The sequence below is a fragment of the Planococcus sp. VCh962 genome, from assembly GCF_057748275.1.
This window is the reverse complement of sequence record NZ_JBYLHS010000001.1, coordinates 841589-867885: the sequence shown is the minus strand read 5'-3', so window position 1 is coordinate 867885 and position 26297 is coordinate 841589. Positions and strand designations below refer to the sequence as shown.

The window sequence follows — 26297 nt, the reverse complement described above, 5'->3', positions numbered from 1 at the left end:
AATCGTGAAAAATATAGAAAAGCAGCCGAAAATAAATGACTTGGCCATTGAAGCAAAAGGGCTTGTCAAAGTTTTTGGCAAGCACCGCGCTGTGGACGGAGTAGATTTAGCGATTCAGAGAGGAACGGTTTATGGTTTTCTAGGACCCAATGGTGCGGGGAAGACGACTACTATTCGTATGCTTGCTACATTGATGAAGCCTGATGAAGGATACGCACGTGTTTTTGGCCATGACCTTAGCAATGAAGGTGATGCTATCAGAAGCCGGATCAGTTTGACCGGCCAATATGCATCGATTGATGAAGATCTGACCGGCATGGAAAACTTGGTCATGGTGGCAAGATTGATGGGGTACCGACGCAAAGAGGCAAAATTGCGTGCAAAAGACCTTTTAAGTGCTTTCGGCTTGCAAGATGCAGCAAAACGCCAAGTGAAAAACTATTCCGGAGGGATGCGCCGCCGCATTGATATTGCAGCCAGCCTCGTCGTAACTCCAGATTTGCTGTTTCTTGATGAGCCTACATCCGGACTGGATCCCAGAAGCCGCAACCAAGTGTGGGATATTATTCGTGCGCTGGTCAGCGCCGGAACTACCGTGCTGCTGACCACTCAATACTTGGAAGAGGCAGACCAACTGGCAGACCGTATTGCCGTCATCAACCAAGGCAAAATCATCGCCGAAGGCACGAGCAGCGAATTGAAAGCGTCTGTAGGCAGCGGGACTTTGAATATACAGCTTGTCGATGCTGCCCAAAGAAGAAGGGCCGTGCAAATACTTGAAACCAGTCTTTCGGTTCCTGTTCACTTTGTTTCCGATTCCAATATGCTGACAGCCCAAATAAACGATCCTGCACTGGTGGCGGATGCCCTCAGGGACGTAGCGAGAGAAGACATTGTGGTCAGTGACTTTTCATTTGGGCGCCCAAGCCTCGACGAAGTATTTCTTACTTTAACCGGCCATACAACTACTGAGGAAACAAAAACCGAGGAGGGGGTATCATGACGGATTACATTGAACAACGTGAAAGAGAATCAAGTGATGGACGGCTTTCCGAATCCATCGCTTCAAGCACTCGGCCAAAACCGCCAAGCGCCATTTCTTCTACGCTCACTTTCGCTACTCGGGCACTGTTGCGCATCAAACATGTTCCTGAACAAATGTTTGATGTCACGGTTTTTCCAGTGATTTTCCTGCTGATGTTCACTTATCTATTCGGCGGCGCCATTGCCGGTTCAACTGCTGAGTACCTTCAATTTCTGCTTCCTGGCATACTGGTCATGACGGTTGCCCAAATTACCATGTATACAGGGATCGATTTAAACAATGACATTCGAAAAGGCATTTTTGACCGCTTCCGCACATTGCCCATTTGGCTGCCATCCGCTTTAGTCGGTTCCTTGCTTGTTGATGTCGTTCGCTATTCAATGGCATCCCTAATTATGATCGGCCTCGGATTTGCACTTGGATTTCGTCCTGAAGGAGGGCTTATGGGTGTTCTTGGCGCCATTATTTTGATTTTAATCTTCTCTTTCAGCTTGTCATGGATTTGGACAGTATTCGGGTTAATTGTGCGTTCCGAGAAATCATTGATGATGATCAGTTTCCTGTTCCTGTTCCCGCTTACTTTTGTCAGTAATGTGTTTGTAGACCCGCAAACATTGCCGACTTGGTTGCAGGCGTTCGTTGAGATCAATCCGATCTCGATACTGGCGACGGCAGTGCGCGGCGCGATGCATGGAACGGCTACGGCGGAACAAGTGGTGTGGGTGCTCATCGTCTCCTTGGCCATGACGGCTATTTTTGCGCCTATTACCATTTACCTTTACCGAAACAAGCAATGAAAAGTGAGGAAAAGAAGTTGAAGGATCATTTCAACTTCTTTTTAATTTGAACCTAAAAAACTTTTATACTCGTATATTGTTGCCAAAACATCAGACTTGAATAGTCAGAAATATCATTGAACTTCGGTCATTCTTCCTATATGATGAAAGCGTATCAATCAATAACTTTTCTTTCGATTCACTTTATTAAAGTTGAGGAGGAATGGAGAACATGACAAAAATCGGTATTATTACTGGAAGCACACGGCCGGGGCGCAAAAGCCTGCAAGTGGCACAATGGGTGAAAGGCATTGCGGACCAGCGGGGAGACGCAGACTATGAAATCGTGGATTTGGCAGAATATAACCTCCCGATGTACGCGGAACCTATTTCTGCCGCTTATAGCCAAGATTATCAAACACCTGAAGCGATTCCTTGGTCAAAGAAAATTGCCGAACTGGATGGTTATGTCTTTATTTGCCCTGAATACAACAGAGGGGTGACTTCAGCTTTAAAGAATGCAATCGACTATTTGTATATCGAGTGGAATAACAAAGCCGCGGGCATTGTCAGTTACGGCTCGGCAGGCGGAGTCCGCGCAACAGAGGCGTTGCGGATTATTATGGCGGAATTGCAAGTGGCGACAGTCCGGGCACATCCTTCAATGTCCTTATTTACAGACTTCGTGAATATGAGCGAATTTAAACCGGCAGCCGTCCATGGAAAATCAGTCAATGTAATGCTTGATCAAGTCAATGCCTGGACCAATGCATTGCAGCCACTACGAAATAAACAATAAAAAATGATACTTTTCATTTTATGAAGCAGCCTGGAATCTGAGGCTGCTTTTTTGTTTTATCCATCAAATTAAGAATATATTATTCTAGAACTATAATGTCGATTCAATTCAATAGGTTGACGTACAAATTTAAGCATGTTAAGATTATCTTGAATTAAAGATAAATAGTTTCGTAGTAATAATTTGAAACGGCATGCTCCATTTTATGAGCTTCGGATGAAAAATATAAAAATGACATCTAAAAATTGCCTATCAAGTGTTAAATTTTTTTAAATGTATATCTTGATTTCAAGATAATTGATAGCATTTAGTAAAAGGAGAGAAGAACATGAATGAAATAAAAGGAATTCACCACGTCACTGCCATCACAAGCAGCGCCGAAAAGAACTATGAGTTTTTCACCCATGTCCTGGGTATGCGCTTAGTTAAAAAAACGGTCAACCAGGACGATATCCAGACTTATCATTTATTCTTCGCCGATGACAAAGGCTCCGCCGGAACGGATATGACGTTTTTTGATTTTCCTGGAATTCCGAAAGGGACGCATGGGACGAACGAAATCTACAAAACGGCTTTCCGAGTGCCAACCGATGAAGCGCTGAGTTACTGGGTCAAGCGTTTCGATAAATACGGCGTGAAACACAAGGACATCCAGGAACTTTTCGGCAAGAAAACCCTGTCTTTCGTTGATTTTGATGACCAGCAATATATGCTGGTGTCGGACGAGCATAACGAAGGCGTTGCATCCGGCACTCCTTGGCAGAACGGCCCGGTGCCGTTGGAATTCGCCATTACCGGTTTAGGTCCAATACATGTGCGAATCGCTGAGTTTGACTATTTAAAAGAAGTGCTGGAAAAAGCCATGCTGATGCGCGAAGTAGCCAAAGACGGATCGCTGCATTTGTTTGAAGTCGGGGAAGGCGGAAACGGTGCACAAGTGATTGTTGAGCACAACGTGGTATTACCTGCTGGCCGTCAAGGCTTCGGAACTGTCCACCATGCGGCATTCCGTGTGGAAGACACGAGCGTATTGAAAGAGTGGATCGACCGTATGGAAGGGTTTGGCTTCGGCACTTCCGGCTATGTGGATCGCTTCTTCTTCGAATCGTTATATGCCCGAGTGGCTCCAGGAATTCTATTCGAGTGGGCGACAGACGGTCCCGGATTCATGGGCGATGAGCCGTACGAAACGGTAGGGGAAAAATTGTCGCTGCCACCGTTCCTAGAACCAAAACGCGAACAAATTGAAAAAATGGTACGGCCGATCGACACCGTGCGCAGTACGCGTACGTTCGAAAAAGAGTATTTGTGAGGAGAAGAAAACATATGGGTATATTTGATAAATTTTTCGGATCAAAACAACAGGAGGAAAAAACTATGACAAAACTAAACATCGGCATCATCTTGGGATCCACACGGGAAGGGCGCTTGAGCCCGCAGGTCGGAAACTGGGTCAAAGAACTGGCAGACAAACGCGGCGACGCAAACTACACGATCATCGACATCGCGGATTATAAATTGCCGCTATTGGGCGAAAACGGTGGCGACGCTACGGGTGCAGCTGCCTGGTCTCAAGCAGTTGCAGCACAGGACGGCTTCGTCTTCATCGCACAGGAATACAACCACTCGATCACCGGTTCTTTGAAAAACGCACTCGATTACCTGCGCGAAGAGTGGAACAACAAAGCAGCCGGCATCGTGTCGTACGGCTCGGTCGGCGGTGCACGGGCAGCGGAACATCTGCGCGGCATCCTCGGGGAATTGTCGGTAGCGGACGTCCGCGTCCACCCGGCATTGTCGCTGTTCACGGATTTCGAGAACGGCGCGGAACTGAAAGCGGCGCCGGTCCAAGCGGATTCGGTCAACCAGATGCTCGACCAGGTTATCCCATGGGCAACAGCCTTGAAAACCATCCGCTAATCAGTCTCAAAGCACAATAAATGTAAATACAATATAAAAAAGAAATCGCCAATTGGCGGTTTCTTTTTGTTTTTTAAAATCTTGTTTACCGGTAACTGCTTATAATTGATGCATCCGTTATAATTTGAATCATACAATGGGAAAGTACTTATAAGGTTCAATGTTCTTTGGTTTTCTCATTTTTATTTACCGCCGGTTTCAATCCGCGTATCATGATAAAGAAGGTGGATTTAATTGGTCATTCCAGATATTTTGCATAAGGTCGCTGTGTTTTTGTAGTTACCAAGTGATATTCAGCCAGTTTAGGAGGTTTATTCAACATGTCGTATCTGTACTTGTCACTAGCCATAATCGGAGAATTGATCGGATCATCATTATTAAAAGCTTCTGAAGGCTTTTCAAAGCTGCTTCCTACACTGGGTATGCTGGCGGCTTTTGTTTTTTCGTTTTTCTTTTTATCTTTGGCGCTAAAAAACATTCCATTGAATGCTGCTTACGCAATTTGGTCGGGGCTAGGGATGGTGGCTACCACGGTGATATCTGTTCTGATCTGGAAAGAGAAAATAAACTTTGCCAGCGTTACTGGAATCATTCTCATTTTGATAGGGGTAGTTATTTTGAATCTGTTCGGACCGGGACATAACGAAACAAAGAATGATGATAGAAGAGTGGCCGTGACTGCTTCAAGTGATTCTGCAGAATGAAGGCAGTTATAAGACTCAGTTTGATTTCTATTACTTTGAAGTGAAGTTTTCTAGCATTGTTTGCTTCCTGCTAATCGGAAAAGGAACTGATCTATGCCAAACACCGCTTTGAAAATATTTGATTACCAGAAATGGGCAAGTAATGAGGTTATTGATCATCTGCATGAACTGCCGGAAGAATTGGTGACGGCGAACTGAAAAACCGGGTAGACGCTTTAACCAAATAGGCAACTGACCATGCTCTTACCAAGATATGATGCTTTATGTTGTCAACCACGGAACCTAACATGGAGGCAATGTTACTTCCATGCTTAGGCAGCAGGGATATTCCGGATGCAACACGGACTACGGCTCCTATTTGTACGAAATAATAAACGCATACAGAAATTCCGTTATAATAAAGCCCCACGCTATTTAAAAGCATGGGGCTTTATTGTTCGAGATAAGGGAATACATGCGTTGTTTCCGTTCAAAATGTATGAGTTTTGGACAAAGCATAGATTGTTCATTAACACTAATTGAAAATTTAAAAACCTCTTGGTTAGAATTCATATTTATTGGTATACTAAATTTTAGTAAAAAAAACTAAAAATGGGAACTGAATGAATTTAAGAAAAGAGGATTAAAGAATGAAAATTGTTTTCCAAGCATTGATTGCTTCAGCTGCTATTCATGCTGTGTATTTTGTGATGACTTTTGCCGTTGATTTTGTAAAGACCGTTCTTTACCAGCCGAATAGGATTCGGGCATCGGCGCAGACAGAAATGCTTCAGCAAGAAGTTGCATTTGGCATGACTGTTTCGCCTTTTTTCATTACGGGCTCTTTTATCGGGGTGGCTTTGATATGTGGATTTCTTTTGTTTGCTTATAAGAAGATGACAGAAAGGGTGAACCGTCAAGAAGTGAAATAATGAAGTTAGAAGATGTCGAGAAAAGATCGTGCAGAGACCAAAACTGAATCTGAAAACGCCATCTTTTGAATGGCCCTATATCCGACTGAAAGTTGTTTTTACGCCGAATTTAATGTTGAGCTAATATAAATTCGCAGAAATTAACGGATGCTTCTTTTTTCTAGAGGACATTAACGGGGAAAGCTGGAGCGCATCTTTCCTCCAGAAGGCTTGGCGCGAAGCAAAGATAAGCAGTTACATTAAATTTATTACTTTTTATTACAAAATTTTTTTTAATGTTAAATAAATACTTTTTGCGCATATTTGAGAACACATGAGGTATACATTCCCTGTAAGATATTTTTTATAAGGGAGGAAGATATCAGATGAAAAAATCGCTTTTAAAATTTACAGCACCAGCATTAGCAATCGGATTGACTTTAGGTGCACAAGGCACATTAGCTGCAAGCCCTAACGCTGATGTAAAAGCCAATGCAGCAGTAAAAGTAGAGCAAGGCAACGCTATTAAAAGCGGGGCAGATTTAACTCATCGGCTAAATCCCATTGAAAAGCGAATTTCGGATGCAACTTCTCAAGTTTCTGGCATCACTTCAGAGTTGGAGAGTGTTGAGAATTTAAGTTATGAAGAATATCTAAAGTATCAAGAACAAATAAACTCTGTATTTGGAAAGCTGGGAGCTTCAACCAATCAGCTGGAAGCAGTGTTAAAGAAATTTGATGACAGTTCATCAGAGATTGTTGCGGTAAAATTAGGTTTAAATTCAGCATTTGAGTCCGCAGTTGAAACTCAAAGTCTGCTAGAGACCATTGATGTCATTGAAGAAGTACCTGAAGCTGTTGAACCCGGTGTAGATGAACCGGCAGTTGAACTGCCAGTTGAAGAACCGGTCGCGGATCCGGTTGAAGATTTAGTAAACTCATAAAAATCAATAGAAGACCTATAGATATCCCCTTTCCTCGTAGTGAGGAAAGGGTTTTTTTATCTATTCCTCAGTAGATGGGGGTATTTGGCTAAAGAAAAATCAACTTCACTTTAGCCGCAATTCTCTATATAAAAGCAATAAAATCTAAAGCTGCGATTAAGAAGTAAGAGCACAAAGTAAAGTAAATTTAATAGAACTAAAAAAGCTCTTGAAACCTATAATTTTCCAACATATAATGAATCAACCACAAATTTTGGGGAACAAGGGGAGAAAGAAAATGTATATCGATTTTACACCAAAAGACATAAAAACGGCAGATGATCTGATTGAAGCCATTCGCCAGTTGTGGGCGAAGCGCTCAATCAAGAATTTCCGAGAATGGCTAGCAGAATTAGAGACGGAAGACGATTTTTATCGCTTGATTCAACTAGGGGATCAAGCGGATCTTTATAAATACAGCAATTTATTGGCAACCCAGGCACACAAGCGTTTCGGTACGCTTCGGTCTTTTAGCTGGCATTGCGGCAGGCTCATGGAAACAGGGAGAAGCCTGGAAGCAGAAGAACGGATGCTCGGGCGGCTGCAAGGCGTTGCAAATGACAGTTATTCGGCTGACGAGCTAGCTTCTGCACATCAATTGCTGCTCCGCGTATTCAGCCAATTGAATCGGCTCCCGGAAGCCAAAGAACAGCTGGAAAAAATCAAGGAAATCAAAGGCATGATCTGGCCAGATCTGGAAAGCTTTTATTATGTGCACAGCGGGGAATGGGAACAAGCTGAATCGATTTTGAAACAAGCAATGGCTGAAAAAAATTCAGATCGGCACCGTTTTGTGCGGCTGGGTTATGCAGATGTACTGGCTATGACAGGAAAAAGGGCTGAGTCACTAGCTGTACTGGAGGAAGGGAATGCGCTCGATCCTGAAGATTGGACATACCGTGCTGAACTTGTCAGAAGCTATTTCCTTCTCGAGCGGTATGAAGACGCGATTCGCCAGATGAAAGAAATCGACGAAAAAAATCCGTTTCATGTGCACCGGGACTATTTTATTTATTTGACAGCGGCGTGCCTGTATAAGCTGGAACGATGGGAAGAATTGGGGCGCTGGGTCAATGCCCACCCAGAACCCTTAAAAAATACGGTGTACGGCAAGAACACCATCCGCAAAGATGAAAAAATAACAAGGCTTAAACTGACACCCAAGGTCCAAAAAATGAATTATTGTGTACCGGCTTCGCTGTCACTTATAATGGAAGCTTTCGGAAAAGAAATCAGCCAAGATGAAATCGCTTCGCATATTTTTGATGTAACAGGCACAAAGCTTCGGACTACCATGTCATATATGGAGTCACACGGTTTGAAAGCGCGGTATTTCAAGGGCTCATTGGAATTGTATAAGCAATTTATAGACAACGGGCTCCCCATCCTTCTCAGTATGATGGTCGAGAACAGTGCCCATGTCCAAGTGGTCATCGGCTATGATGACCGGCTCCAGGGACTGATCATTCAAGATCCAAACGATATGGCACCGTTTCTGCTGCCTTACTCGGATTTAACAGCAGCCTATAAAATGTCTGATTCCCTCAGCATGATTTTTCTGAAGGATGAACACCAGCATCTGTTGTCGCTTTTGGATGACAACGAGCACCGCTTTTTTGACGAGCTTTATAAATTCCTGGATGAAGAAGAGGAATCAGAAGAAGAAAGCCCGGCTTTTATCGCTTTCTTGAATGCCCATATTGAAGAGCGGTACGCGGCGGTCATCGGACTGGCCTCCCTGTTTTCTGATGAAGCCAAAGCGCTGCATGAAAAATGGCTGGAAAGGCTGCAGAAAGAGTTTGGGGATACAGACGAAGAAGTGGCCCTTTTGGCAGCACATATGCATTATTTGAAAGACCAGCTGCCGGAGGCGCTTGCTTGCCTGGCTCACGTGAACGGAAAAAAGAGCCCTTATGCCCTGTATTTGAAAGGCGCTGTTTTGATGAAACAAGATTCATACTTACAAGCGATTCCGCTGTTAAAGCGGTCAATCGAAATGGACCATTATCAGCCAGCCGCCTATAGCCGCCTAGCCCGCTGTTATCTTGAAATTGGAAAGACCTCTCAAGCCTATAAATGGTCAAAAATTGCATTGGATCAGCTGCCATCCGATATTCCCGTCCAAATCACCCATGGCTTGATCCAGTATGAAACAGGGGCTTATGAAAAAGCGCTGAAACGTTTCCGGAAATTGGCTGAGGAAGAGCCCGATGATGAATTTTTCGTCTACCAGGCTGGCTGCTGTCTGCAACAGCTTGGAGAAGACGGCCAAGCGATCGAGTCCTTCAAGCGATCCATTCAAATGGACCCTCTGCAGCCCTTTCCTTATTTGAGGATTGCAGAAATCCATATGGATGCTGAAGCTTGGCCGGAAGCCCTAAATGTTCTCAATGAGGGCATAGAAGTTGTCGAAACCCCTGATGTGCTGCATATGTACCGGGGCCACGTTTCCATGGAGCAGCAAAAGTTCAAAGCAGCGGAAGCCGAATACCGGAAAGCACTGGAACTTGATCCGGATGACTTGTTCGCAGTCACGCACATCGCTCATGCCCTCATCAAACAAGAACGGTTCATGGAAGCCAGTGAGTGGATGATGGAGTATGCGGAAAAAGGTGATACCGGCTATTTCATCCGAACTGCTTCGATGCTTTGGGAAGAGTGGCCGGAATTTAAAGGAAAAGAGCAGGCTCTGGTTCTGCTTGAAAACGGCCTTGCAGACCGGGACCGTGAAGAATTTCATGACCTGGCAGAAAAATATGCCGAATATGGGGAAGAACCTCTTTTCCGCACACGGGTGCTGCAAAAAATCAAAGAAATAAAAAGCGCTGAATCAGACGGAAAACTGCTAATCATTGAAGGGCAGCTGCATGAACATGCTGATAATCACCGCTATGCCCGCCGCTTGTACCAGCAGGCAGTGGAAATAGCGGAAGACCCGCAAGCTTATTACCGGCTCGGGCTCTTGGAAGAGAAAAAAGGCGATTTGGAAAAAGCGATTTGGAATTATGTCCGCTGTACAGAACTGGAGCCGGGTGTTACTTTGGCACATAGCGCCTTGATGCGCACGTATATGGCTTTAGACAACAAAGCTCGTGCATTTACAGCGGCCATGAACGTTTTTGAGAGCGATCCTTTGGAACTTGATTTTGTAGAATTTTTCTCCCTTGTCGATACCGACAAGTCGGTCAAGATCATCTCGAAAGCACTTGAAAAACTCGCGGAGAAAGTACCGGAAGAATGGCTGCTGTCTGCTAAAGCGCATTGCGCGGAAAAAGAAGGCAGATTGAAAGATGCCGAAAATCTTTTCATACAAGCAAAAACAGTCAACGGAGCATATACCTCGCATTTCGATCATGTAGAATATTGCGAACGCAGAGGCGATTTTAAACGAGCCGCCCTGTTATTGGAAGAAATGATCACAGAATATCCAGATTTGATGGGGCTGTATGAGAAATATGTCATGATGCTCAGCAAAATCGGCAAAACCAATGAAATTGACAAAAGGCTGAAGCAACAACTTTCCGGTGATGAACTGGCCATGGCTAAAATGTATTGTGCAGATTACTTGGCACTCTGGTACGAAGAATTTGAACAAGAAGAGCCTAAAGGCTTTATTTCGAAACTTCGGCATAATACACGTTCACTGCGCACCATCAGCCACATCATCGCATTGTATGAAGAAGCAATCAAACGCCTTCCGGAAAACGAAGTTCCAGTCATGCATTTGGCTACACTCTACCTGTCGAGAGGGATGGCAAAGGAAGCCATTGACGAACTGAAGCCTTTTGTCGAACGCACCAGCAATTACGAAGCGGCGTTGCTGCTAATCCAAGCGAATCTACAATTGGCGGAGGAAAAAGAGTCCTATAAGCTTGCCCGCGCAGCCGCTGTTCAGGCACGGAAACTGCATGAACAGCAGCCGTTCGATGCCCGGGTCCTGCTATTGAGAGGGGAAGCCTTGGCGGCAATCGGCGAAACCGAGAAAGCGCTGGAGCAGTATGAACTTGCCATCCACCTTGACCCTTATCATGCGGAAGGCTATATTCAGCTGCTGCATCTTTTGGCAGACCAACGCCCAGAAGAAGTCAAAGGCTTTGAAAGCCGTCTGCCGGAAGAGCTGAAAGACCATGAATGGGTCCGCCTTTCTCTCGGGATGGCGTATATTGCGGTGAACGAAGAGGCAATGGCACGCGGCATTTTGACTTCTTTAAAGGAAGAAGAAACGGATTACTTGCCGGCCTATTATGAACTGGCCCGCTGTGAAATGCTGCTGGGCAATCAACAAGCGGCGAAAAATCATCTCCAGCATGTGTTCAATATGGAAGAAGGGGCCCATTACATCCACACTGCAGTGGAAGAACCGCTTTTCGAACCGATTCTTGATGAACTGGAAGCCTTAATTGGAGAGTATGCCTGAGCCGAAATCAGGAAACCCCACCTGAAAAATGCCTTAATGAAAAATAGAACTGTTGAAAGAGCAATGGCCATCAAATGGAAGCCATTGCTCTTTATCAATTTCCAGAAAAATATTTTGTTTGTTCAAAAATGGAGGGCGCGAATCAATTTTTCAAATTTAAGGCCGCTATCAATTCCTTCGGCGTATGAACGACGAATTTCGGATTTTCCTTTTTTATCAACTCATAGCCATCGAGTCCCCAGCTGACCCAGGCAAAAGGCACAGAAACTTTGTTGCAGGCGAGAATATCCCGCACTTCATCTCCGACATATAATAATTGGTCAGCTGTGAGGTTCTGCTGTTTCATGAATTTACGGATGACGGCATCCTTGCCGAAAATACGGTTCGAAGTCAGTACTTGTGATACCGTCTCAATTCCTTCCTGCCGCAGAAACAACTCAATATTCTCTTGTGCGTTGGATGAAATGATTACGATTTTGTAGCCGTTGTGCGCCAAAGCTTCCAGCATTTCCTTGATTCCGTCAAAAAGAGCCACCTCATTCATATGCGCTTTGAAATATTGGTAAACCTTCGGAAGGATAATCGGTATTTTGTGCATCGGAAAGCCATATTTCTTTGCCCGTTGCTGAATCGTCAAGTTTCTGGAAGTCACCAGATCTTCTTGATTGACCGGCAGGTAGTTAAATTGTTTCGCAAACGTATTCCAAGCCTGCATAAAGAGTGGAGTCGAATCGGCTAAAGTCCCGTCAAAATCAAAAATGATGTATTTCATTAAATCCCACCTTTTCTTGGTTTTCACTTACCCTGCTTACTGCCCAAAGTAAAATGATGACTAGTAACATAATAAAAGCTGAGAATATCTTTTCATCTCCCATTCTATACTATTCTTGCCATTCTCTCCTGTTGGAGAATTATACAAAGACAACTAAAATTGCATAATTCTGTTTTCTTCTTTTTATAAAAAATTGATATACTGATTTGATAGAGGAAAATCAATTTGCTTCTGCTGAAGAATATGGATTAATAGATGGGGAGACACCACAGAGTTAACAGTCAGGAGGAGTACGATGGATTCAAATAAATTAGTCAGTTTGATTGTCCCGGTATACAACGCGGAAAATTATTTGCATAAAAGCATTGACAGTATGATCAATCAAACTTATCCCGAGATTGAACTGATTCTTGTAAATGATGGATCCATTGATAGCAGCGGGGAGATTTGTGAAAGCTATGCGAGAAAAGATAAACGGGTGAAAGTGATCCATCAGGCGAATGCGGGTCCATCTGCCGCACGCAACCGGGGAATTGCGGAAGCAACTGGTGATTATATCCAGTTTGCGGATTCCGACGATTTTATCGATCTCCAGATGACGGAACGGCTGGTCCAAGCTATGGAAAGCGGGAGCCAGCTTGCCATATGCGGCTATCAAAAGATCCTGACGCAGGGAGACCGCATCATCAAATCTGAGGTTTTTTGCATGCCGCGAAACGGCACATTTTCATACGAGCAGTTTTTAAAAGATTTTGGAGTGCTGTACCAGCATTATTACATCCACTTTAATTGGAATAAGCTGTATGTAACGGATCTGGTTAAAGATTCGGGCCTGTCTTTTGATAGAAAAGTAAGTTGGGGAGAAGATTTATTGTTTAATCTGCGCTATATCGAAAACTGCAAACAAATCAGCCTCATTCCTGATGCCCTCTACTATTACATCGATTCAAATGCGAGTTCCATCACCAGCCAATTCCGTCCGGACTTATACGACAATATGCAAATGATGCAAGGAGCCGTCAGGGAATTTCTGCAAAGAAACGATGCCTATTCCGGTAGCAATAAAGTGCTGTTCGAAAATTTCTATACCTCGCGGGTCATGACCTGTTTCTGGAATCTGTTCCATCCGAACAGCACATTGACGCCAGAACTGACAAGAAAGCATATAGGCGAAATCATCCATAATGAATGGCTGCATGAGCGAGCCTGTTATTTCCAGGAAGGCAATTTGGAGAAAAAGCTGATCGGTTCCATGATCAAGCGGCAATCGGTTGGCCTGCTGTACCGATATTATTCGCTTAAAAGCTATATGAAGAAAAAAAGCTTGCCGAAAGAGAAAAAGTGGGTTTAACGGGTGGGGCTGTAATCCACCGGCTTAGCTGCCGGTGGACAAATATTGAACAAGCTGCGCCGAAAATTCATCGATGTTGGCTTGATTGATTGAATAAACCCCTTTTTCCACTTGAATAAACTTGGCTGCTTTCAACAAGGAAAGCTGGTGGTGAAGAGTGCCTTTTGAGATGTTGAACTGGGTGCTGAGTTTCTGCAGGGATAAAGGCCCTTTTTGTAGCTGCAGCAGCAATTTCAAGCGGAGCTCATCCCCTAAAGCTTTATGCCCTTGAATCAATTCGTCCGAAGGGATGCCAGGCTCCAGTAGAAATTCTTCATTGGCCGGATAAAAGAACAGTTTGGTGTCGGCTGTACGGCAGGCAAATACCCATGGACGATAGGAAATCTGAGGAATCAGTTTAACTGTCCAGATGGAAGGTTCCGGCAAATAATCGACACTGCCGCTTGTCACTCGATGAATTTCTGTCAAAAGATCGTCAGTTTTTAATGTGCCGTGGTATTCTTCTTCAAAAGTAAGCGCCTGCATCCATTTTTCCCAAGACTCCTGTTGTGTAACCCAGGCACTCCATTCCTCTAAGACATTGATTAGAAGTTCGCAAAGTTCTTGTTGAGGATATTTTCCGATATTTAGAACATATCTGCCCAGATACTCATGACTATTAAAAAGTTCGGCATACTCTTCCAGCAACTTTTTTTGCAAGGGCTGCTGCGCTGCTTCCAATCTCATTTTTTCACAATGCCGGTCCCGATAAGGAAGAAGCAAGTGGTAAAACGTATTTGGAGGAGTTTCAATTAACCGTTTTTTAAATTCTTCCAAAGAACCGGCGGAAAACTGATTCTGCAGCAGAATCAGTCCATGCCATAAAGACATTTTTTCAACTTCTTTAAGTGATTCTGCTAACGCAGGAGACATGGAAATTTGATTCGCCTGCCATGTATCATCCAAATAATAGCTATCATGCAAGCGTTTATTCGAATACCCCGCAATTCCTAAAATCATCTCCCATACGGGGGAAAATTCAACTTTAACCGCTGCTGTTTCTTCTGGCTGAACGGAATATAGTTTTTTCATGGGTTTCCCTCCTAATTGATGTGAAAAGCGTTAATGATCAGTTTAAACTGATTTTCTTTATTGCTTTAAATTTATACGACGTAACTTAAAAGAACCTTAAAAGATTCTATTTTCTTAAAAAATTCATTCAATGTTTCGGTTATTGGTGAGCAAGAGTGGCTTTGACCGGGACAAGTCTTTAGATCTGCAAGAAGAGACAGCACTGCGATTTGAAAATCCCACCTCCAAGACAATTGTCTTGAGGGTGGGATTTTTGTTTGGCCAGAACCTGGTGAAGAGGAAAAGCGGTAAGATATTGGCTATGATGGACGCTTGGACATGCTTCTAAATCTAAAAAAATAACTTTATTAGGAGGTGGATGATTCCGGTGATTCCATAAAGGACCGCACTTACAGCTAAAACACCCGCCAAGAAATAGCAAAACAATTTCATCAGGTCACATAAGGCACCCGCCAAATCATCAATGAATTTAAGCATACGAGCCCTCCAGTCGAATTGTCTAATGCACCGTAAAAATTGAAACGGTGAGCATAACTGCAAATGAGTCATTTGAAGAATGGAAATGAGATCCTGTTATTCCACATTACCATATTCAGGGAATCAAAAAGATTTAGGTGACGAGAATAAGAAAAAAGTGGAGTGGAAGAGTGGAGATTTTGCTTATGAACTGTTTTTCTCTAAGAGTGAATATTTTGATTCCTTAAATACATCATTACATACGTGTATTTTGAAAATTAAAACAGGCAACCAAGCAAAAAAAGGCACATTCAATGAAAATCAACCCGATTGGCAAAAGTTTTATTCCTTTATTTGGATTTACTTTCCTTTCGAGGTAAAATACATTCCTTTCGCGCCAGAATACTTTCCTTCCCGGCGAAAATACTTCCCGTTTCACTGTTTGTTTATAAAAAAACGGCTTGCCTAAAGTTCAGGGGGGTTATGAAGGTTTTAAGAGGATGAATTCCAGAGCATATGGAGCCGAAGCAGCTTTTACCGGGTCTCGGCTTTTCTTTAGGCCCGCTTAAATCGCTGCTTTGGGTTCCGATATGATAAAACGGGTAGCTGTCCGCCGCACGGGTGGACAAGGAGAAAACTTTCCCCAAAAGATTTAAGTCAATCGGTTATCGCCATGACTTCATCAGGGAATTCGATGTCTGCCAGCCAATTTTCAATGACGCGGTTAAACAATTCGGGCTTCGCCAATGAAATGCCGTGTCCGATTTCTGGAAAGGTGATGGCTCTGCAATTGGGGTTGCTTTTCAAGATTTCCATCACCGACTCTTTCATGATGCCCCGCTCTTTGCCGCCAGCCGTTACAAGAATATCCGCAGAGGCAGCTTTGAAGTTCTCGGGCAGTGTAAACGACATATTTTCTTTCAGCAGGACAGCGAGTTCGTGTTTCTTCAATCGTGAGCTGTTCTGATAATAGCTTTCAAACTGCGGTTCTTCTATGTACAATGACTTTGCTTGAAGCCTGGAGAAGGTTTTGTTTTTCGTCAGTGGTTGAAGCAAGGTAGATGTTTTGATCAGGGCATCCGCAAACGGCAGCGATTTCACCAATGCGCTGTTGACCATTGCATAATCGACCAATTCCGGCTTTTTGCCAAGCACGGCCAATAAGATTTGGGCACCTAATGAAAAACCGATGGCGATGACCGGTTTGTTTTGCCGCTGTTTTTCTATAAAAGAAATGATCAGGTCGGCGCATTCCTGGATGGAAAAGGCTTCACCGGTCTCTAGGCCATTGAGTTCCGGGACCACTACATGATAACCGCTGAAATGTTCGACTTGTTTGTCCCACATCCAGCCGCCGACTCCGCCGCCGTGGATAAAAATCATCAACGGTGCGCTTTGATTTCCATACTCCTTATAAGATAACTTCATTGTCCAGCCTCTTTTCTTTTGCATCATGCTTATCCGCTTTATACTTATACGATTCATCCGTGCTGAAAGTTTCGTTTAACAGCATGCTATTCTAAGTTGAGTGAATTAAGTTTGACTCACAAAAATGAAATGCTTTATAGTTCAAGTAGTAGAGACAGACTTGTATCAGCAGGCAACAGACACCATTTGCTGAAAAAAAGGAGAAGTTCACATGACACAAAAGACCATTTACTTTTTATGCACTGGAAATTCATGCCGCAGCCAAATGGCGGAAGGATGGGCAAAGGAATATTTAGGAAAAGAATGGAAAGTATACAGTGCGGGTATTGAAGCTCATGGCTTAAATCCGAAAGCGGTGAAAGCAATGGCTGAAATCGGCATCGACATCTCCGAACAAACTTCCGATTTGATTGATCCGCAGATTTTAAACAACGCAGATTTAGTCATCACGCTTTGCGGAGATGCAGCAGACAAATGCCCGATGACCCCGCCTCATGTACAACGCAATCATTGGGGCTTTGAAGACCCGGCAAAAGCGGAAGGTACAGAAGAAGAGAAATGGAAAGTGTTCCAACAAGTGCGGGACGATATCGGCAGACGCATCAAGACATTTTCTGAAGATGGGCATTAATCCTACGGAACCGATGATCTCATTCATCGGCTTTCATATTTAAAGTGCAGGCGGAAATATGAAGAGATACCCCCGTAAGCCGACTATGTACTGGGAATGTCCCGGTAAAAAAACACAAGATGAAGCTGTCCTCCGGGCGGCTTTTTTGCGTTCAACCTGCTAGAATAAAGGAGTTGAGGAGATTTGACCCAGAATCATTTTTCAACAAAAAAGGACAAAAGATAGGGAGGTATCGTAGTGAACAAATTGGCAAACAGAATTCATTACCTGGCATTACTGGAAGATACCAACAGTAAAGATTTAAACCAACTGATTGAACGTGCCATGAGCGTTTACGAAGACTTTAATTTTGCGGATAAGATAGAAATCATCGTCTTCTTTACCGAACGGAAATATTTCACTGAATACATAAAAAATGAGTATGGCATAGAAGACGAATACAGCAAAGAAGGACGTGCGATTCACTATCCGCATGGGTTGAAGAGCATCATCGGTGTGGAAGCGATCAAGGGATTGACTGAAATGCTTCTGACCCATGAATTGGGGCATGCCATCGAGCATCACAAATTGAAAAGCGATATCACAAATTACGAAGACTGGAAGGAACGCCGGGGTTATCGGCTCTGGTCGGAGTTCTTCTGCCAAGCCCATGCTTCGTTGACTCAGCGGACACCGGAAGGCAATGACCTGTACCTTACCAATTTTCCGATGTTTTTGGAGAATAAGGGCTTGTTTTTTGACGACAAGCACATCCAACAGACTTTTCTTTACACGATTTATTCCATGGCGGATTTGCACCCCTACACAATGGAGAAAAACACCCAAGCCATCTCCTATTACCTTGACCGCTTCGAACAGGATTCGTCTCCCGAATTCATGAGCATCTATGAAACGCTCTACATGGAGCTGAACAGCTACCTGCTACGGAACGGCATGTTTTATAATGCCACGCACGAATACAGCTTCTTTGAACGGCTGGAGCAATACGAACAGGAACTCACCAACTTTTTTGCAGAAGACAGACACTGAGAGCCTTTAGGGCTCTTTTTTTATGGGAAATTATAGGGACAATGGGTAGCTGCTGGTATTTCGGGTATAGAATAAGAAAGCCGTTATTGGAAAGAGGTGTGAGTCCACACAAGGAAATTTACAGGGAATGGAGACAGTGGATATGAATAAAACAGCGACAGGCGTTAACTATCTAAACCTATCAGACGAATCAGAGGACTTTCAGGAAATGATTCTGGATGCGGAGCGGTGCTACCCGACGTTCAACTTCCGGCACAAGGTGAAAACCATCATCTTTTATACGGATCGAAGCGATTTTAGCCGGTACATCTGGAAGGCTTACGGCATGCCGGACAAGTTCAGCGGAGCGGAGCAGTCGGCGCATTACCCGCTTGGCGACAAAAGCATCATCGGCGTTGAAGTCTATGGCGGACTAACAAAAAGCCTGCTGACGTATGAGATGGGGCATGCGGTGGAGCATTACCGCTTGCAGATGGATTTCGAGAAATACGGAGAATGGAAAGACCGGGATGGCTATTTCTTCTGGTCGGAATTTTTCTGCCAGGCGCATGCATCCTTCGAACGGAAAAAGAGTGTTCATGAAAATGACATCTACTTGAATGAATTGCCGTTTTATCTGGAGGCAAAGGATGAGATGTTCAATGGAGAAAACATCCGCCGCACATATCTGGCTTTGATTCGAAGCATGAGCGATTTGTTCTATTATGTCGACAAGAGCGACGAGGATGCCATTCACTTGTATTTGGAGCGGTTTGAGCGGATGACCCAAGAACCGTTCATGGAACTGTACGACGAATTGTTCAATTACCTGATGGATTATTTCAAGAAGTACGGAAAAGACTACAGCAAGCCGCACAGCTACAAGTTTTTTGGAATTCTGGAGGATTACCAAGAGGAATTCAAGGATTATTTTCTCAAGTATCCGCTTTAAGAGCCCCTAGCGGCTCTTTTTTAATGGAGTTGCTTTAATTAAACCATTCGTAGACCGACATCTTTCCGGCGACTTTCATTACACAGGCTACTAAACCACGCGCTGGAGCGGTTATTCTTATGGTGTTGGACAGGAAATCGGATTGAAAACTTGAAGAGTATTGAACACTCGTATACTAAAGGCTACAGAGAAAAAGCCGTATCATTCGAACCCATTTTTTTACAAGGAGAAGTTGACATGCGTTACGAACGATTGCAGACAACAAAGTTTTCGTTCAATTCCGACAACTTTGTTGACACAGTTTAAAGCGGTTAATATACTGTTTTATAACAACTTATATAAAAATTGGGATTGAAAGGGGAAAAGAATATGTTTGCTGCATTGACACCTCTCGATTGGAAACGGCGTGCCATCAAGTATTATCCGGAGAAAATCGCAGTGATTGACGAAGACAAAAGTTTTACATACAAGGAATTCGGGAAGCGCACGGACCGCCTTGCCATCGCCTTACATAATGCCGGAATCCAAAAAGGCGATCACGTTGCAGTGATGCTGCCGAATACCCATTATATGCTTGAATGCTTTTACGGCATCTGCCAATTAGGTGCAGTCATGGTGCCGCTCAATTACCGGTTAGCGGCAAAAGATCTCGAATACATCATCAACCACAGCGATGCCAAGATGCTGATCGTCGATGCCGAGTTCGGGAAAATCATTGAAGACATTCAGGAAAAGCTTCCAATAGAAAAATATATTGTGGTCGAAGTGCCTGGATGCGAGTCGGCCATCCACGGTGTCACATATGAAGATTTCATTGATGAAGTGTTGGAAGATGCACGCGTCCCTGAAGTCGACATCGACGAAAATCAGATGCTGACATTGAACTACACAAGCGGGACTACGTCCAATCCGAAAGGCGTCATGTTGACGCATCGCAGCAATTACTTAAATGCCGCAAACTTCCTGCACCATTTGAATGTGGCCCATGACGATGTGTATCTGCATACCTTGCCGATGTTCCATGCGAATGGCTGGGGCGGTGTCTGGGCCATCACAGCAGCCGGTGCGACTCATGTCTGCCTGCGGAAAGTCGATCCGCCGCTCATTCTGGATTTGTTCGAACAGCTGAAGATTTCCATTCTTTGCGGTGCTCCGACCGTCGTCAACATGCTTGTCAATGAACCGAAAGCGAAACATGTAGAGATCACGACCAAACCGCGCATGGCGACAGCCGGGGCTCCGCCCGCTGCGGCATTGATCGGCAAAGCGCAAGAGATACTAGGGCTTAATATGATCCATGTTTACGGCCTGACGGAAACGTCGCCGTTCATTTTATACAACGAATGGAAAAAGGAATTCGAGTCGAAATCGCCGGAAGAGCAAGCAACCATCAAAGCGCGCCAAGGCATCGAACTGGCTTTTAACGGGGAGACGAAAGTGGTCAACCAGGAAGATGGCCAGGAAGTCGCCTGGGACGGCAAAGAGCTTGGCGAAATCGTCACTCGCGGCAACGTCGTCATGAGCGGCTACTACAAAGATCCGGAGAAGACGGCAGAAGCGATCCGCGACGGCTGGTTTTACACGGGCGATCTTGCCGTTACTTATCCCGATGGCTATATCGAAATCCAGGACCGCATCAAGGACATGATCATCTCTGGCGGAGAGAACATTTCCTCGACAGAAATCGAAGGCGTGTTGTACAAGCATCCAGATGTTATGGAAGTCGCCGTCATCGCAGTGCCGGATGAGAAATGGGGCGAAGTGCCAAAAGCGATCATCGTGCTGCAGCCGGGAGCACAAACAACAGAGCAGGACATCATCAATTATACCCGTGAGAAGATGGCGCATTTTAAAGCACCGAAGTCGATTGATTTTGTGGAAGCCTTGCCGAAAACGGCGACCGGAAAGCTGCAGAAATTCCGCCTGCGCGAGATGTACTGGAACAGTGCGAAGAAAGTGAATTAACGGTCTGGCCTGGAACTTAGACAGTTCCAGGCTTATTCATTATATAAAGCAGTATGAGCCAGATTTGTTTAATCGGTTCTATTTCATTCCTCCGCCTTTCGCCTGCCTTGAGCGGTGTTTGCTGTTTGGAGCAGGGCTCGGGTTTTCATAAGATTTTTGCTTTTGTCATGTGCCTTAATCTAGCGTGCATTTAAAGAAATATATTATATAAATTGGCAAATCGGCTAAAGGGCATTCGAGGCAGGCCTGAAATGGTGTAAAATCAAAGCGAAGAGATACTTCATAAAGAGGCAAAGGAGAATGTGATTGTGAGCGGAGGAATTGTTATTGCTGTTGCGGTATTCGGATTAATGGTCAGCGTCCCCGTGATTATGGTTTTAATCGTCTATAAAGGCAGTAAGAGAAACGAAAAGTAAGAAGATGTGGTCTGTCAAATGATTACGGTGGAGCAATAATTCCTAATCGGACGAGGAGATGAGGGAATGGATCATCAACGAAAGACAAGTACCGCAGCCAGCCAAATGGAAGCAAAAGAAAAGTTGAAGCTGGCGGCGATTGCGATGGTTTCGAATGGCACCCTTCACACAACACGGAATGAAGGAAAAAACGGTTCTGCAGATTTGATTGACATCAATCTTGTAAACAAAGTCCTGGACCACTGGCCTCAAGCAGCAAAAGCAGCCGCACAGAAGATTGTGGATTATTACGGCGCGCCCAATGAAATCACGCCAAGCCGCTTATTCTGGTACAATAACGGACCCTGGAAACGGACCATTGCCTACCGGGAAGAAGCACCTCATGATTTCCCGGTGCCGCATACGGATGTCTTGGAGCAAACCATCAGCTATCATGTGCCGGCAGAAAAAGTGGGGGATATCGGGTTGTTTGACGGCAGCCTCATCATTGCCCGGACCAAAGGGGAAGTGACGGCCAATTGTGACAATGAAGGCGCTAATATCCTGGCACTCAATATGATGCACGAAATCGTCACAGGAAAACGCACGCCACAACAAGCGCGTGATTTTGTAAAAGAAGAAATTGTGGCTTTTTTAATGGATCGCCCGGCGCCGTATGCGGAGAATTTTCAGTTTGATCTGCCTTCGGGTGTACAATGGGATCCGGATCATATAGGTGCCATCAGCGAAGTGTGGACGCAAGCGGTCAAGAAAGTGGTAGACACGCTCGGGTTAGGCAATAAAGAATGAAAACAAGACAGAAGCGAAAGTGCTTCTGTCTTTTATTTGGACTAAATAAAGTGCGGGACAGTATTTGTGCATTTGCGGACAGTAAATCATCGTTTTGGGACAGTATATCGCTGGAACGGACAGTATTTTAAGAAAAGCTGCTGCTTCAAATCAGATTTGGCGAATTAGGAAAGTATTTTCAACGGGAAAGAAAGTAATTAAACACGGAAGGAAAGTATTTCGTCTCGGAAGGAAAGTAAATCCCAAAAAAGGAAGAACGATTACTCGAAATCTGCACTCTCCCTCATTATAATTGCCTCTTAGCGGTCTTTGTCATCGCCTTCTTCCGGATCCTCGGCATGCGCTTCTTGCTCTTCATGAAATACCACTCCGGTTTGGCCGGTGATTTCGTCAAAAGGCGTGTAAAATGGCGTGACGGATTTTTTCTTCACGAATACTTTATAGAGGGCGATTAACACCAACACAATAATCATGACTGGAAAGCCAAGGGACATCAAGGCCATGGGATTCATCACAATCTCTCCTTTTTTAGTAAAGATAAAGACATTGTTTGATCCTACTGTATAGTGCTGGTCGTCAAGTTGCAAATAAAGATAAAATTTCTTGGTTTGCGAATTTCATTCCTGAACAAAATATTGTTATAAAAACAGAATATTGTGATAATTAACTAAAATATATTATACTGTTTCTGTAGCTACGTATACATAAATTTCTTCCAGAAAGGCGATGACGAAAAGTGGCCAGAATTGACGAAATCGCCCCAGATGTCTTCCGAATTTCCATTTATGTACCGGACTTTGGCATGCAGTTTAACCAGTTTTTGATACGGGATGAAGAACCCTTGCTTTTTGCGACAGGCTTTCGAATGTTCTTTCCAGAAATGCAGGAAGCGGTAGCCAGAATCATTGATCCTACCCAGCTGCGCTGGATCGGGTTCAGCCATTTTGAATCCGACGAGTGTGGGGCGTTGAACAATTGGCTGGAACTTTCGCCACAGGCACAAACGGTAACGGGATTCGTCAATGGAATGGTCAACATTAACGACTTTGCCAATCGGCCTGCCCATATTTTGCAAAATGGCGAAGTTTTGAGTATCGGCAAGAAGAAATTACGCTATATCAGCACTCCGCATGTCCCACATGGCTGGGATGCGGGCTTGTTTTACGAGGAAAGCGATCGTACCTTATTAACTTCAGATTTGTTTCACCAAAATGGCGATACGGAGCCATTGAGCAAAGGCAGTTTGGCGGAACGGGCACGGGAAGCTTTGCTTGGATTCGAGGAAGGGCCGCTCGCTGGTTATGTTCCGTATAACCAGAAGACCGATCAGATTTTGCTGAACTTAAGTGAACTTGAGCCCGATACATTGGCCGTCATGCATGGTTCTTCTTTTTACGGAAACGGCAAGAAAGAAATTCTGAATTTGCGAGAAGTATGGAAAAACGTCATGGAAGAAACGAAAAACCAAAGCCACTTTAGCAATTAACCAAGCAGCCACTGGTTTCACAAGAAATAGTATCAAGAATACCCGCAGCTTTAATCAAAGGGTTCCGGTATTGCACCGGAGCCCTTTTTTATGGGAGGGTTCCTGTATCAGACGAAGATCATTTGAAGATTAAAGGGTTTTCCCAAAGAACAGCGAATAAGAACGCACATGCAATGAGTGGAAGTTCGTAAAGGAAGGAGGTCTCTAGTACAACCAGGCAGTCAAGGAAGGTGGATGAACATGAAAAAAATGTTGGGTGTCCGAACCGCTTGCAACGTCATTCTTGTTATCAATACCTTGGCCATTGTCATGCATGTCTTGATCCTTGTGAAAATACTGCCGGCTGGTTTTATATGGGGCGGCAGACTCCAGAATGAATCACAGATTTTGGTATTTGAAATCATCTCGATTAGTGTGCAATGTGTTTTTATGTTCATCGTAGCGATAAAAGCCGGTTACGTTTTCAAAGGGCGGTTCAAGAAAAGTGTCCAAGTCGGCATTTGGCTGCTATGTGGAATTATGGTGCTCAATACCGCAGGCAATTTGCTGTCGAATTCCTTTTTCGAGACAATGGTGATGACGCCGGTTACAGGCATGCTAGCAGTGCTGCTGTTCAGATTGGGGATGGAAAATAAGTACGAAACAATTGAACCTGAATTGGAATGAGAGAAAACTTAAAAAGCCGCAGATTGCGACTCCGGCTTTTTATGATCTTTTTATGTAGTTGCATGTGCTTCTTTATTCGCTGTGCGGTATTTGCGCGGTGTCCGCCCGGTCGCTTTTTTAAAGGCTTGCTGGAAATGCGTTTCGCTTTTATAGCCGGTCCGGCGGGCGATTTGTTGGATATTCAAGTCGGAATGGATCAACAAGTGCTCAGAAACACGGAGTCGGCATTGAATGGCATACTGGATCGGGCTAATGCCTGTACAGTCCTTAAAAATATGGGCCAAGTAATATTTGCTTAAACCGACTTCTGCCGAGATGTCTTCCAAAGTCAGCGACCTGTGCACATTTTCTTCAATAAACCGTTTGGCCATGCGCACATGCTGCCGATGGTCATTTTCAGCAGTGAATGATGGGGCAAGGGAACGGTTCAAGATGCTAAGGAACCAGCCCAGCAAATGTCCGACCGTCTGCTGTTTATTGGCATGGGAGCTGCTGTTGTCTTGGATAATCTGCGTTAAGATCGATTGCAGTTGTGCAAACTCTGCCGATTGATGCACGGGAGACGCCTGGAGCGCTCTTAACTGGTTTGGGCCGCAGCCTTCGATTAAGTTGCCGGAGCAGCTAAGATAGAGGCTGACAAAGGGCTGGCCGCTTACAGAGGCTTCTGCATGCCAATCTCCGGCATTGATCAGCACCATTGAGCCGGCTTCGGCCGTATGAGCTTTCTGGTTGATGGCAAAGCGGCATTGGCCTTCCAATACGAGCATGATTTCACATGACTCCGGGTGGACGTGGAGCGGTTTCAAGTGGCGATCGTGGCTTGGATGCCGGATTTCACCTGCCGAATGAAAGAAGAAGGGAAGGTCGGTACCATTTTTATTCATTGCTGCAATTCCTTTCTGTAAAGGATATATCATCCATTATAACAAGAATTAATATAAAATATTGGAAAAACCCGGCTATATACAGATTTTCGTCTTATCTCAAGCAAGAATTGATAGGTTTTGAATGATTAAAAGCCTGTGGGAAATATAGAAAAGTTTGGAGGAAACTCTAGTAAATGTCTATCAACGGACATATAATGGCGGTAACAGCTTGTCCAGTCAGAAGCAGTTTAAATCCTAATATCAGAAAGGATGAATGCAATGACGAAAGAATTTTGGATCAATTTACCGGTGAAAGACCTGAACCGATCGAAGAAATTTTTTCAAGCGCTGGGGTATACGGTAAATGAACGTGAGCAAATGGCGGGTGTAGTCATCGGGGAGCAGAATTCACCAATTATGCTGATTCCGGAAGCGGCTTTCCAGAAATATTCAAATAATGGATTGGCCGATTCCTCACAAAGCACCGAAGTATTGCTGTCGATATCAGCGGATTCCCGCGAAGAAGTCCAGGAATTGTGTCAAAAAGTGACACAAGCAGGCGGAACAGTATTTAGTGGACCTGGAGAAACGGACGGCTTTTATGGAGCTGGATTCAGCGATTTGGATGGACACCGGTGGAATTTGCTGGTGATGTAAAGACATAACCAGTCAGCAGCAAAGATTCGTATGGAACTTGCAATGAGACCGGTTCAGCAAACTCCAGAATGACGGTCGCATATTTTAACGGCAGCTGAGAGATTTTAGCGGCATCCGAATAAATTCATTGAGACGAAGTCGATTCAAAAAAACTTTACAGAAAAAATCTCATGCATTTAATCTAAACACCAATAACAACAGCGCAAAATGCAGTTAAAGCGCAGAAAAGCGAAAAAGCCGAAAAACGCT

The 26297-nt window shown here is 44.3% G+C and carries 23 protein-coding genes; 18 read left to right on the top strand and 5 right to left on the bottom strand.

What is annotated here, in order from left to right:
• The first annotated feature begins 4 nt into the window (after positions 1 to 4).
• From AC3AQ9_RS04345 to AC3AQ9_RS04305, 9 genes are all read left to right on the top strand, one after another.
• Positions 5 to 1003, top strand: coding sequence for an ATP-binding cassette domain-containing protein (locus AC3AQ9_RS04345; protein ID WP_488306217.1), 999 nt, complete (start codon positions 5 to 7; stop codon positions 1001 to 1003).
• Entirely contained in the window at positions 1000 to 1842 is an 843-nt protein-coding gene (locus AC3AQ9_RS04340; protein ID WP_488306216.1) for an ABC transporter permease, read from the top strand. The genes AC3AQ9_RS04345 and AC3AQ9_RS04340 overlap by 4 nt, the downstream gene beginning before the upstream one ends.
• A gap of 211 nt (positions 1843 to 2053) precedes the next feature.
• The gene (locus AC3AQ9_RS04335) at positions 2054 to 2620 is read left to right on the top strand and encodes an NADPH-dependent FMN reductase (protein ID WP_488306215.1); all 567 of its coding nucleotides are present in this window, start codon (positions 2054 to 2056) and stop codon (positions 2618 to 2620) included.
• A 328-nt stretch (positions 2621 to 2948) separates the two neighbouring features.
• Complete coding sequence (locus AC3AQ9_RS04330; RefSeq protein WP_488306214.1) at positions 2949 to 3932, top strand: ring-cleaving dioxygenase; 984 nt, start codon at positions 2949 to 2951, stop codon at positions 3930 to 3932.
• Positions 3933 to 3946: 14 nt separating this feature from the next.
• Complete coding sequence (locus AC3AQ9_RS04325; protein ID WP_488306213.1) at positions 3947 to 4540, top strand: NADPH-dependent FMN reductase; 594 nt, start codon at positions 3947 to 3949, stop codon at positions 4538 to 4540.
• A gap of 320 nt (positions 4541 to 4860) precedes the next feature.
• Positions 4861 to 5244 carry a DMT family transporter gene (locus AC3AQ9_RS04320; protein WP_488306212.1) on the top strand — a complete coding sequence of 128 codons (384 nt, stop codon included), beginning with the start codon at positions 4861 to 4863 and terminating at the stop codon, positions 5242 to 5244.
• A gap of 629 nt (positions 5245 to 5873) precedes the next feature.
• On the top strand, positions 5874 to 6155 hold the full coding sequence (locus AC3AQ9_RS04315; protein ID WP_488306211.1) for a hypothetical protein: 282 nt from the start codon (positions 5874 to 5876) through the stop codon (positions 6153 to 6155).
• A gap of 365 nt (positions 6156 to 6520) precedes the next feature.
• A complete protein-coding gene (locus AC3AQ9_RS04310) occupies positions 6521 to 7078 on the top strand; it encodes a hypothetical protein (protein ID WP_488306210.1) in 558 nt (185 codons plus the stop codon).
• 277 nt (positions 7079 to 7355) lie between these two features.
• Positions 7356 to 11534 carry a tetratricopeptide repeat protein gene (locus tag AC3AQ9_RS04305; protein WP_488306209.1) on the top strand — a complete coding sequence of 1393 codons (4179 nt, stop codon included), beginning with the start codon at positions 7356 to 7358 and terminating at the stop codon, positions 11532 to 11534.
• A 142-nt stretch (positions 11535 to 11676) separates the two neighbouring features.
• Here the strand turns inward: AC3AQ9_RS04305 and AC3AQ9_RS04300 are convergent, their stop codons facing one another.
• Entirely contained in the window at positions 11677 to 12306 is a 630-nt protein-coding gene (locus AC3AQ9_RS04300; protein WP_488306208.1) for an HAD-IA family hydrolase, read from the bottom strand.
• A gap of 295 nt (positions 12307 to 12601) precedes the next feature.
• On the opposite strand from AC3AQ9_RS04300, the gene AC3AQ9_RS04295 reads away from it, so the two are divergent.
• A complete protein-coding gene (locus AC3AQ9_RS04295) occupies positions 12602 to 13657 on the top strand; it encodes a glycosyltransferase (protein ID WP_488306207.1) in 1056 nt (351 codons plus the stop codon).
• A gap of 24 nt (positions 13658 to 13681) precedes the next feature.
• On the opposite strand, the gene AC3AQ9_RS04290 is transcribed toward AC3AQ9_RS04295, so the two are convergent.
• Positions 13682 to 14728, bottom strand: coding sequence for a helix-turn-helix domain-containing protein (locus AC3AQ9_RS04290; RefSeq protein ID WP_488306206.1), 1047 nt, complete (start codon positions 14726 to 14728; stop codon positions 13682 to 13684).
• 1113 nt (positions 14729 to 15841) lie between these two features.
• The gene (locus AC3AQ9_RS04285) at positions 15842 to 16612 is read right to left on the bottom strand and encodes an alpha/beta fold hydrolase (protein WP_488306205.1); all 771 of its coding nucleotides are present in this window, start codon (positions 16610 to 16612) and stop codon (positions 15842 to 15844) included.
• Positions 16613 to 16823: 211 nt separating this feature from the next.
• Between AC3AQ9_RS04285 and arsC the strand changes: the two genes are divergently transcribed.
• The 5 genes from arsC (at position 16824) to AC3AQ9_RS04260 (ending at position 22373) form a co-directional block, all read left to right on the top strand.
• Positions 16824 to 17243: an arsenate reductase (thioredoxin) gene (arsC, locus tag AC3AQ9_RS04280; RefSeq protein WP_488306204.1), complete on the top strand. Its 420-nt coding sequence runs from the start codon at positions 16824 to 16826 to the stop codon at positions 17241 to 17243.
• Positions 17244 to 17480: 237 nt separating this feature from the next.
• Positions 17481 to 18272 carry a hypothetical protein gene (locus AC3AQ9_RS04275; RefSeq protein WP_488306203.1) on the top strand — a complete coding sequence of 264 codons (792 nt, stop codon included), beginning with the start codon at positions 17481 to 17483 and terminating at the stop codon, positions 18270 to 18272.
• A gap of 142 nt (positions 18273 to 18414) precedes the next feature.
• The gene (locus AC3AQ9_RS04270; protein ID WP_488306202.1) at positions 18415 to 19203 is read left to right on the top strand and encodes a hypothetical protein; all 789 of its coding nucleotides are present in this window, start codon (positions 18415 to 18417) and stop codon (positions 19201 to 19203) included.
• Between the two features lie 369 nt (positions 19204 to 19572).
• A complete protein-coding gene (locus AC3AQ9_RS04265) occupies positions 19573 to 21168 on the top strand; it encodes a long-chain-fatty-acid--CoA ligase (RefSeq protein WP_488306201.1) in 1596 nt (531 codons plus the stop codon).
• A gap of 482 nt (positions 21169 to 21650) precedes the next feature.
• On the top strand, positions 21651 to 22373 hold the full coding sequence (locus tag AC3AQ9_RS04260) for a hypothetical protein (RefSeq protein ID WP_488306200.1): 723 nt from the start codon (positions 21651 to 21653) through the stop codon (positions 22371 to 22373).
• Positions 22374 to 22672: 299 nt separating this feature from the next.
• On the opposite strand, the gene AC3AQ9_RS04255 is transcribed toward AC3AQ9_RS04260, so the two are convergent.
• The gene (locus tag AC3AQ9_RS04255; RefSeq protein ID WP_488306199.1) at positions 22673 to 22885 is read right to left on the bottom strand and encodes a DUF3951 domain-containing protein; all 213 of its coding nucleotides are present in this window, start codon (positions 22883 to 22885) and stop codon (positions 22673 to 22675) included.
• 224 nt (positions 22886 to 23109) lie between these two features.
• Between AC3AQ9_RS04255 and AC3AQ9_RS04250 the strand changes: the two genes are divergently transcribed.
• Positions 23110 to 23859, top strand: a complete 750-nt coding sequence (locus tag AC3AQ9_RS04250) for an oxygen-binding di-iron domain-containing protein (RefSeq protein WP_488306198.1) — start codon at positions 23110 to 23112, stop codon at positions 23857 to 23859.
• Between the two features lie 240 nt (positions 23860 to 24099).
• Positions 24100 to 24525: a hypothetical protein gene (locus tag AC3AQ9_RS04245; RefSeq protein WP_488306197.1), complete on the top strand. Its 426-nt coding sequence runs from the start codon at positions 24100 to 24102 to the stop codon at positions 24523 to 24525.
• A gap of 50 nt (positions 24526 to 24575) precedes the next feature.
• Here AC3AQ9_RS04245 and AC3AQ9_RS04240 read toward each other — a convergent pair whose 3' ends face one another.
• Entirely contained in the window at positions 24576 to 25409 is an 834-nt protein-coding gene (locus tag AC3AQ9_RS04240; RefSeq protein ID WP_488306196.1) for an AraC family transcriptional regulator, read from the bottom strand.
• Positions 25410 to 25670: 261 nt separating this feature from the next.
• Here AC3AQ9_RS04240 and AC3AQ9_RS04235 point away from each other — a divergent pair, with 261 nt between their 5' ends.
• Positions 25671 to 26048, top strand: a complete 378-nt coding sequence (locus AC3AQ9_RS04235) for a VOC family protein (protein ID WP_488306195.1) — start codon at positions 25671 to 25673, stop codon at positions 26046 to 26048.
• The last annotated feature ends 249 nt before the right edge of the window (positions 26049 to 26297 follow it).